9 protein-coding genes and 3 tRNA genes are annotated in these 7,900 nt (G+C 37.2%); 9 read left to right on the plus strand and 3 right to left on the minus strand.

What is annotated here, in order from left to right:
* The 4 genes from ACKI4K_RS04145 to ACKI4K_RS04160 all read left to right on the plus strand — a co-directional run.
* Positions 1–649 (plus strand): thiamine pyrophosphate-dependent enzyme (locus ACKI4K_RS04145; protein WP_407422581.1); only part of this gene is annotated, 649 nt, incomplete at its 5' end.
* Positions 650–658: 9 nt separating this feature from the next.
* Entirely contained in the window at positions 659–1,207 is a 549-nt protein-coding gene (locus tag ACKI4K_RS04150; protein WP_407422583.1) for a 2-oxoacid:ferredoxin oxidoreductase subunit gamma, read from the plus strand.
* Positions 1,208–1,215: 8 nt separating this feature from the next.
* Entirely contained in the window at positions 1,216–2,331 is a 1,116-nt protein-coding gene (gene sucC, locus ACKI4K_RS04155) for an ADP-forming succinate--CoA ligase subunit beta (RefSeq protein WP_407422585.1), read from the plus strand.
* A 3-nt stretch (positions 2,332–2,334) separates the two neighbouring features.
* The gene (locus tag ACKI4K_RS04160) at positions 2,335–2,997 is read left to right on the plus strand and encodes a flavodoxin family protein (protein ID WP_407422587.1); all 663 of its coding nucleotides are present in this window, start codon (positions 2,335–2,337) and stop codon (positions 2,995–2,997) included.
* On the opposite strand, the gene twy1 is transcribed toward ACKI4K_RS04160, so the two are convergent.
* Entirely contained in the window at positions 2,972–3,889 is a 918-nt protein-coding gene (gene twy1 / locus ACKI4K_RS04165; RefSeq protein WP_407422589.1) for a 4-demethylwyosine synthase TYW1, read from the minus strand. The two genes, ACKI4K_RS04160 and twy1, sit on opposite strands and share 26 nt — an antisense overlap.
* A 118-nt stretch (positions 3,890–4,007) precedes the next feature.
* On the opposite strand from twy1, the gene tpiA reads away from it, so the two are divergent.
* Positions 4,008–4,676: a triose-phosphate isomerase gene (tpiA, locus tag ACKI4K_RS04170; RefSeq protein WP_407422591.1), complete on the plus strand. Its 669-nt coding sequence runs from the start codon at positions 4,008–4,010 to the stop codon at positions 4,674–4,676.
* A gap of 14 nt (positions 4,677–4,690) precedes the next feature.
* The gene (locus ACKI4K_RS04175) at positions 4,691–5,908 is read left to right on the plus strand and encodes a phosphoglycerate kinase (protein WP_407422593.1); all 1,218 of its coding nucleotides are present in this window, start codon (positions 4,691–4,693) and stop codon (positions 5,906–5,908) included.
* 43 nt (positions 5,909–5,951) lie between these two features.
* Here ACKI4K_RS04175 and thiE read toward each other — a convergent pair whose 3' ends face one another.
* Complete coding sequence (thiE, locus tag ACKI4K_RS04180) at positions 5,952–6,572, minus strand: thiamine phosphate synthase (protein ID WP_407422595.1); 621 nt, start codon at positions 6,570–6,572, stop codon at positions 5,952–5,954.
* Complete coding sequence (gene thiM / locus ACKI4K_RS04185) at positions 6,569–7,435, minus strand: hydroxyethylthiazole kinase (protein WP_407422597.1); 867 nt, start codon at positions 7,433–7,435, stop codon at positions 6,569–6,571. Before thiM ends, thiE begins: the two co-directional genes overlap by 4 nt.
* Before the next feature lie 116 nt (positions 7,436–7,551).
* On the opposite strand from thiM, the gene ACKI4K_RS04190 reads away from it, so the two are divergent.
* The 3 genes from ACKI4K_RS04190 (at position 7,552) to ACKI4K_RS04200 (ending at position 7,893) form a co-directional block, all read left to right on the plus strand.
* A tRNA-Thr gene (locus ACKI4K_RS04190) sits at positions 7,552–7,625 on the plus strand.
* A gap of 115 nt (positions 7,626–7,740) precedes the next feature.
* Positions 7,741–7,815 (plus strand) — tRNA-Pro (locus ACKI4K_RS04195).
* A 4-nt stretch (positions 7,816–7,819) separates the two neighbouring features.
* Positions 7,820–7,893, plus strand: a tRNA-Tyr gene (locus tag ACKI4K_RS04200).
* Positions 7,894–7,900 lie beyond the last annotated feature (7 nt).

The following is a 7,900-nucleotide window of genomic DNA, read 5'->3' on the forward strand; positions in this document are numbered from 1 at the left end:
TACTCACGGAAGGGCATTAAGTTTTGCAACTGGATTAAAAACAGCCAATAAGGATTTGGACGTTGTTGTATTCACTGGTGATGGTGATGCGGCATCTATTGGTGGTAATCATTTAATTCATGCAGCTAGAAGAAACATTAACTTGACTGTAATATGTATCAATAATAATATTTATGGTATGACTGGGGGTCAAATCAGCCCTACATCTCCTAAAGGTAGTTTTGGAACTACTGCACCATATGGAAACCAAGATGCTCCATTTAAATTAGCTGAACTTGTTGCGGCGGCCGGTGCAACTTATTCTGCAAGATGGACAACCGTCCAAATTGAGAATCTTGTATTGTCAATTAAAGACGGATTAAAGAATCCTGGATTTTCATTTATTGAAGTTGCAACTCAATGTCCAACCTACTTTGGTCGTAAAAATAAATTAAAAACTCCTACTGCAATGGCTGCAATAATGAAAGCAAATACCGTATTTAAATCTGCTGCGGATAGGATGAGAGCAAAAGAATTAGAAGGTAAAATTGTTGTTGGTGAATTTGCTAATATTCGAAAGGATGAATTCACAGAAAACCTTGATAAGATTAGTGTAGAAAAATCAGGCAATAAAACTGTTATTAATTCTGCATATGAGACTGAGCTATAGGGGGATAAAATGAGAACTGAAATTAGAATTTGTGGATTTGGAGGTCAAGGAATTATTCTTGCAGGTATTATTTTAGGTAAATCTGCAAGTCTTTTTGATGAAAAAGAAGCAGTTCAAACACAATCATATGGTCCTGAAGCTCGTGGTGGAGCTTCTAAATGTGAAGTTGTTATTAGTGACGGCAAAGTGGAGTATCCAAAAGTCCAAAGTCCGGATATTTTAGTGGCCATGTCTAACGAGGCTTTAATGAAATATATTGTGGATTTGAAAGATGAAGGAACATTGATTGTCGATCCCGGAACAACCGATGTTGAAGATGTTAAAGATTTTATAGAGGAGCATAATATTAAAGTTTATGAAGCTCCAGCAACCAAAACAGCTATTGATGAGATTGGTTTGAAGATTGTAGCTAATATTGTTATGGTTGGAGCTATTACAAAAATTACTAAAGTTATCTCTAAAGAAGCGGCTATTAAAGCTATTGAAGTTAGCGTTCCTAAAGGAACCGAGGAGAAAAATATTAAAGCTTTTGAAGCGGGATATGCTTTAGCTGAATAGGTGTTATTATGAGATTTTTTGAAAATGTAGCAAAACGAATATTTAATGATGAAGGCATTCCAATTCTAGAAGGCCATGTGGCATACTCTCCAGAAGAAGCCATGACAATTTCTTCTGAAATGGGCGTCCCAGTTGTTGTTAAAGCACAAGTTTTAACTGGTGGTAGAGGTAAAGCCGGAGGTGTTAAATTTGCCGATAACCCTGGTGAAGCTTTAAAAGTTGCCGATGAAATTCTTGGGATGGAAATTAAAGGTGAAAAAGTAAAACACCTTTTAATTGAAGAAAAAGCCGATATTTTAAATGAATTTTTCGTAACCGTATCAGTTGATAGGGGTGCTAGAAGACCTGTAATTCTCGCAAGTAAAGAGGGTGGGGTCGAAATTGAAAACCTGGCTAAAACAAACCCTGAAAAAATCATCAGATACTATCCAAATCCATTAATTGAATTCTTACCATATGAAGCACGTGAAATCGCACGTAGGATGGATGTTCCATCTGAATTAATCTCCCCGATGGGGGACATGATTTGGAAATTGTATAATGTATTCGATAAATATGACGCCGATACTGCTGAGATTAACCCATTGATTTTAACCAAAGAGGGTTTAATTGCCGCTGATGCTAAAATGGTTGTCGAAAACGATTCATTGTTCAGACATCAGGATTTGGTTGAAAGAATGCACTACAAGAAAAAAGCAGTGGACTTTGTTCAATTGGATGGGGACATTGCTGTAATTGGTAATGGCGCAGGCCTAACTTTAACTGCAATGGACATGATTAAGATTAACGGCGGAGAACCAGCAACCTTCTTGGATATTGGTGGAGGAGCTTCAGAACAAATTATTAACCAAGCTTTAAACATTGTATTGAACTATGACCCAGTAAAAGTGGTATTTTTAAATGTTTTAGGAGGTATTACTAAGGCTGATGATGTTGCCCGTGGAGTAATCAAGGCTTTGGAAAATGTTGAGCGTGATGTTCCTATTGTAATCAGATTAACCGGAACCAATGAGGAAGAAGGTCAAAGGATTTTAGAGGAAGCAGGAATTTCCTATGAGACTTCAATGGAAAAGGCTGCCCTTAAAGCTGTTGAGCTTTGCGAAGAGATTAAGGCTAAGGGTTAATCAATGAAATTTTTTGCTATCAATGGGTCTCCAAGGCCTAACTGCAATACGGCCCAACTCTTGGATAGTTCTTTGGAAGGCATTAAAGATGTTTATCCTGATGCGGAAGTTAAAAGGATAAACTTATATGACTTTCCTTTCCATGGCTGTAAGAGCTGTTTTGCTTGCAAAAGGATAGGTGGCAGGCATTACGGACGATGCGTTCAGAATGATGATTTAAAGCCTATTCTTGATGAGATTTCAAAGGCGGATGGCATTATACTGGGCTCACCAATTTACTTTAGTGATGTTACTGGAAATATGAGGTGCTTTTTAGAAAGATTCATGTTTCCATTTTTAGCATATAGCAAAACAGAAACTGTTGAGCATAAGAAGATACCATTGGCTTATATCTACACTATGAATGCGTCTGAAGAAGTTTCACATCAAATTGGCTATCATGACCTTCACAACCACTTTGAGATGGGTTTAGGCATGGTTTTCACCAAACCTGAACATCTCTATGTATATGAAACTTATCAGTTTAAGGACTATTCGAAATATGTTTCAGATGCTTTCGATGAAAGGGAAAGAAAACATATTCGTAAAACAAGATTTCCTAAGGATTTGGAAAGTGCATTTGAAATCGGAAAAAGAGTGGCTATTCGAGCAGGACAACTCGACTGATTTCAGATTCATTCACTATTTCCTTACCGCACTCATCACCTATTTTTTTTGCAAATTCCTTAACCTCATCAAACAGTGGCATATTGTCCATTGTCAAGCGTTTGCGTGATGACCCGACATACATGTATGCCTTGACTTCAACAAAATCAGGGTCTGCTTTTTTAATTAACTTTGCATACTCTTCCGGATTTTCCATGTTTTTTCCACGAACACAAGTATTTCTTATACATGTACGTGAGTTAAAGCTAGCTAATGTTTCGAGTGATTCGTTTAAATTCAACCAAGCATCATTTATTCTGGGTCTGCACACTTCATTAAATATTTTCTCATTAGGTGCATCCAAGGAAAGGTATAGTTGATAAGGATCGTTTTCAAGGTTTCTCAACCTGTCGACGCACTGGCCGTTGCTCACTACAAATGTTGTAAAGTCCCTTCTGTTGAACTCTCCAATCAGATCATCGATTTTTGGATAGAGCATAGGTTCTCCAGCCAGTGAAATAGCGGCATTGTTTGGTTTTTTCATTTCTTCCAATTTTTTCTTGTTTGCATTGGGATTTCCATAAAAGCCACACATCAAATTGTTCTGAGCCTTTATGGCCTCATCGATTATGGTTTTTGGGTCATCATATTCTTCATCTTCCCAATGTGTTTGTGTGTATGTCAAATCCCTCCAGCAGAATTCGCATTCCTGCTGACAGTTTGGAACTGCAGGAGACATCTGCAGACATCTGTGGGACTTGATTCCGTAGAACTTTTCCTTATAGCATACTCCCTTGTCCGAAATGCTCTGGCGTGTCCAGTGGCAGGTTTTAACTGCAGCATGGCCATGGCTGCCGACGAACCGATATCCGCTTTTTTCTAATTTTTCTATTTGGCTTTCATTAAATGACATACTAAAGTTATTTTAGTTTTTGTAGTATATAATTTTTACAAACTAAACTACGTTAATCAAAAATTTATTTAATAATGTTGTTCAAATATTATTACTAAAGAGTAATTGTGGGATTATTATGGACACTCCAATTGTGATATTAAATTATAAAACTTATTTAGAATCAAGTGGTATGAATGCTTTAGAACTCGCACATGACTTGGAAAGTGCTGCAAACGAATCCGGAATTACAATGGTTGCATCCCCTCAGGCCGCAGATATCTATCGGATTAGTGAAGAAACTTCTCTTCCTATTTTTGCCCAACATATCGATCCAATTTCTCCAGGGGGCCATACCGGGTCAAGTCTTGTTAATACTTTGATTGATGCCGGAATAAGCGGTTCTTTAATTAATCACTCAGAGCAAAGAATGAAACTGGCAGACATTGCTGAAGTCGTTAAGTTATGTGCGGACAATGAAATTGAATCATGTGTATGCACTAACAACATTGAAACTTCCAAAGCGGTCGCCACTCTTGCCCCTACTGCTGTTGCTGTTGAACCACCTGAATTAATCGGTACTGGCATTCCTGTATCTCAAGCTCAACCTGAAGTTGTTGAAGATACCGTAAAGGAAGTTAAAGCCATCAATAAGGATGTTAAAGTATTGTGTGGCGCAGGCATTACAACTGGTGATGATATGAAAGCAGCTATGGATTTGGGTGCAGACGGTGTTTTGCTTGCATCTGGAATAATTAAAGCTGAAAGTCCAAAGGATGCCTTGCTTGATTTAGTAAGTAAATTATAAACTGAGTGAGAAAAATGGCTAAGGAATTTAACACAATTGATGATTTTGATGTGGAAGATAAAACTGTACTTGTAAGGATTGATATTAACTCACCGGTTGATCCTGGTTCTGGAATTATTTTGGACGATACCAGATTAAAATTACATGCTCAAACTGTTAAGGAATTATCCAATAAGGGAGCAAAAGTTGTTCTTCTTGCTCATCAAAGCCGTCCCGGTAAAAACGATTTCACAACTTTAGCTCAACACGCTGATGCTTTATCAGATATTTTAAATTTAAGAGTAAAATATGTTGATTCATTGTTTTCTAGTTCTGCAAGAGAAGCAATTAAGTCCTTAAAACCACATGAAATTCTTTTACTTGAAAATGCACGTTTCTTCTCAGAGGAAACCCTTTCAAGAACTCCACTGGAACAATCCAAAACTTTGCTTGTAGAGCATTTATCTCCATTTATTGACTATTTTGTAAATGATGCATTTGCTGCCGCTCACAGGTCTCAGGCATCTTTAGTTGGATTCACCGTCAACACACCTTCAGCGGCAGGCCGTGTAATGGAAAAGGAGTTGACTGTCATACAAAGTGCTCTTGATAATGTTGAACATCCTTGTGTGTTCTTGCTTGGCGGAATGAAGGCCGATGATTCCATCGGAGTGATGGAAAATGTATTGAATAATGGTACTGCAGATTCTATTTTAACAACAGGTATTGTTGGAAATATCGTTTTATGGGCTGCAGGCATCGACATTGGCCAAGTAAATAGGGATTTCATAACCAGCAGGGGATATGAGGATATGGTCGAAAAATCCAAAGGATTAATTGAAAGATTTGGGGATAAGGTTAAGTATCCTATTGATGTGGCATGTGAACTTGATGGTGAACGTGTGGACATTGACAATAGTGAAATTCCAAATGAAGCCATTTTTGACATTGGTATAAAGACTATTGCATTTTATGCAAAAGAAATCAGGGAAGCCAAGTATATATTTGCTAATGGTCCTGCTGGTGTATTTGAAGACCCTAAATTTTCTATGGGTACTGAGGATTTAATCAATGCTATGGCGAATTCCAATGGTTTCACATTAATAGGAGGAGGCCATATTGCGGCTGCCACTTCAGGTCTTGGTCTCGAAGATCAAATGAGCCACTTGAGCAGTGGTGGTGGAGCTTGTATTAGCATGTTGGCAGGTAAAGAGTTGGCTGCCGTAGAAGCTCTAAAAAATAGTAAAAAGTAAAAATATTTACTTTTATATTTCCTTTTTTTTAAAATAAATTGAATTAACTATTAAAAATATTCAATAGCTCTTCGGATGATTTTTTGGGATTGTCGGAACTCATTATTGCACTTACTACTGATAGTCCTGCAATTCCAGTATCGGTTAATTCGCAGGCATTATCGAGATTAATGCCTCCAATAGCTACAACAGGAATGTTGATTGATTTAACAATTTCTGCCAATTCTTCTTTTGTAACTTTGGGAGCATCATCTTTGGTTGCTGTTGGAAATACTGCTCCTGTTCCGATATAGTCTGCACCATCCGCTTCAGCTTTTCTTGCTTCAGGGATTGTGGCCGCTGAAACGCCCAATATTTTATTTGGTCCAATTAATTTTCTTGTAACGTCACACGGCATATCTGATTGACCTACATGAACTCCATCAGCATCAATGGCCAGTGCAATGTCAACCCTATCATTAATGATTAAAGGCACTTTGTATTTTGTTGTTATTTCTTTTACTTTCAGGGATAACCTATAGAAATCAAGAGTATCAGCTGTTTTTTCTCTAATTTGAACTACTGTTACTCCACCTTTTATTGCCTCTTCAATGGTATTAAGGAATTTTTCAACGTCATCGCTATTGTCGGTTACCAGATAAAGTGATAAATCTATAGTATTCATAGTATCTTAATTTTTGATTCGTTTACTAAGCTTTTGGCATTAGTTCTGTAAAGGTAATCTATTAAATAAGTTCTAAATGAACCAGTTCCTTCATTTCTTTCATCTACTTTTGCTCTTGCCTTTTCACCTGCAAGATTCATTGCTAAAATTGCCACTAAACTTCCTTCAAGAGGTGTTGATCCTCCAATGCAACTTCCAACTATTGAGGATAACATGCATCCGCTACCTGTAATTAATGGCATCATGTCATCTCCGTTGTCAATTGCTATTGTTGTTTTCCCGTCGCTTAAAATGTCGATAGGTCCGCTAGCCAATATGGTTGTATCTAGTTTGTTTGCAAGTTCCTTTATTATTTCACCGTTGGCATTCAGGTTTTCTTCAGTAATGAGGTCATCAACATTCACGTCAACACCTTTTGCAGTATTGTTTTCATCAATTACTCCAACTAATTTGGCTATTGCTTTAATTTCACTAATATTCCCTCTTATTGCAGCCATTTTGTAATTGTTAATTAAATGGAGAGTAGTTTTATTCCTAAGTTCGGTCACGCCGACTCCAACGGGGTCGAGTATGATTGGGGTGTCTGTTTTATTTGCAGCTTCAGCACTTACAGTCATGGAGTTTATCTGCTCTTTGCTTAATTTGCCAATGTTTATTACCAAAGCATCAGCAATTGTTACAACTTCTTCGAGTTCTTCTGCATCTTCTGCCATGAATGGGGATCCTCCAATTGCAAGAACTGCATTGGCACAATCATTTATAGTAACGGAATTTGTTATACAATGAGTTAATGGATTTTTCTGTCTGATTTTAGTTAATGTATATTCAATATTATTCAATAATTCATTTTCAGTATTTATCATGATTATTAATTATAATTTCAATATTATTTAAATTTTAAGTTGATTTTTGTATTTTATAGTAAAGTATTTAAAGTACATTTAACATAATTTATAGTGTTCTATTTATATGGAGCTAGGCCTCGGTGGCTCAGTCTGGTAGAGCGCGAGACTTGTAATCTCGTGGTCGCGGGTTCAATTCCCGTCCGAGGCTTTAATTTATGTTTCCAAATGTGATTTTTTAGAATATTTTGCTAATTATAGTAATGTTTATATATTAGAATGCATAGATTATTATTAGTATGTTATCTACATGCATTTTTGTATGTGGGTCCGTAGGGTAGCTTGGTCGATCCTTTGGGCTTTGGGAGCCTGAGACTCCGGTTCAAATCCGGGCGGACCCATTTTCCCGCCTTAGCTCAATTTGGCAGAGCGTTGGACTGTAGATCCAAATGTTGCTGGTTCAAGTCCGGCAGGCGGGATTTCAAT

Origin of the sequence: Methanobrevibacter sp., from assembly GCF_045644645.1 — an archaeon.
GTDB lineage: Archaea > Methanobacteriota > Methanobacteria > Methanobacteriales > Methanobacteriaceae > Methanocatella.

Bases quoted from the DNA above. Each gene is read 5' to 3' on its own strand.
- ACKI4K_RS04150 (WP_407422583.1), top strand. From the start codon at position 659: ATGAGAACTGAAATTAGAATTTGTGGATTTGGAGGTCAAGGAATTATT.
- sucC (WP_407422585.1), top strand. From the start codon at position 1,216: ATGAGATTTTTTGAAAATGTAGCAAAACGAATATTTAATGATGAAGGC.
- ACKI4K_RS04160 (WP_407422587.1), top strand. From the start codon at position 2,335: ATGAAATTTTTTGCTATCAATGGGTCTCCAAGGCCTAACTGCAATACG.
- twy1 (WP_407422589.1), bottom strand. From the start codon at position 3,889: ATGTCATTTAATGAAAGCCAAATAGAAAAATTAGAAAAAAGCGGATAT.
- tpiA (WP_407422591.1), top strand. From the start codon at position 4,008: ATGGACACTCCAATTGTGATATTAAATTATAAAACTTATTTAGAATCA.
- ACKI4K_RS04175 (WP_407422593.1), top strand. From the start codon at position 4,691: ATGGCTAAGGAATTTAACACAATTGATGATTTTGATGTGGAAGATAAA.
- thiE (WP_407422595.1), bottom strand. From the start codon at position 6,572: ATGAATACTATAGATTTATCACTTTATCTGGTAACCGACAATAGCGAT.
- thiM (WP_407422597.1), bottom strand. From the start codon at position 7,435: ATGATAAATACTGAAAATGAATTATTGAATAATATTGAATATACATTA.